This is a genomic window from Neobacillus niacini (assembly GCF_023715415.1).
GTDB lineage: Bacteria > Bacillota > Bacilli > Bacillales > Cytobacillaceae > Neobacillus > Neobacillus niacini_C.
In genome coordinates, this window is sequence record NZ_JAMBOB010000077.1 from 1 (window position 1) to 374 (window position 374).

Below are 374 nucleotides of genomic sequence, written 5' to 3' on the forward strand. Positions count from 1 at the left end.
CTCGGTTTTACTTTGACTTCTTCTTACGATTATCTAGTTTTCAAGGAACGAATGTTTCGAGAGAAATTGCACTCTCAAAACTAAACAAACAAGTAACAGTCAACTTTTTATCAGTCCGTTAAGGACTGCATTATCCTTAGAAAGGAGGTGATCCAGCCGCACCTTCCGATACGGCTACCTTGTTACGACTTCACCCCAATCATCTGTCCCACCTTAGGCGGCTGGCTCCTAGGACAAAACTTAACTTCCTATAATTACAATAAGAGGTTAAGTTTTGTCCCAGGTTACCCCACCGACTTCGGGTGTTACAAACTCTCGTGGTGTGACGGGCGGTGTGTACAAGGCCCGGGAACGTATTCACCGCGGCATGCTGA

The 374-nt window shown here is 45.7% G+C and carries 1 rRNA gene; it reads right to left on the bottom strand.

What is annotated here, in order from left to right:
* Positions 1–140: 140 nt before the first annotated feature.
* Positions 141–374: ribosomal RNA gene (locus M3189_RS26635) — 16S ribosomal RNA — on the bottom strand; the annotation flags it as partial.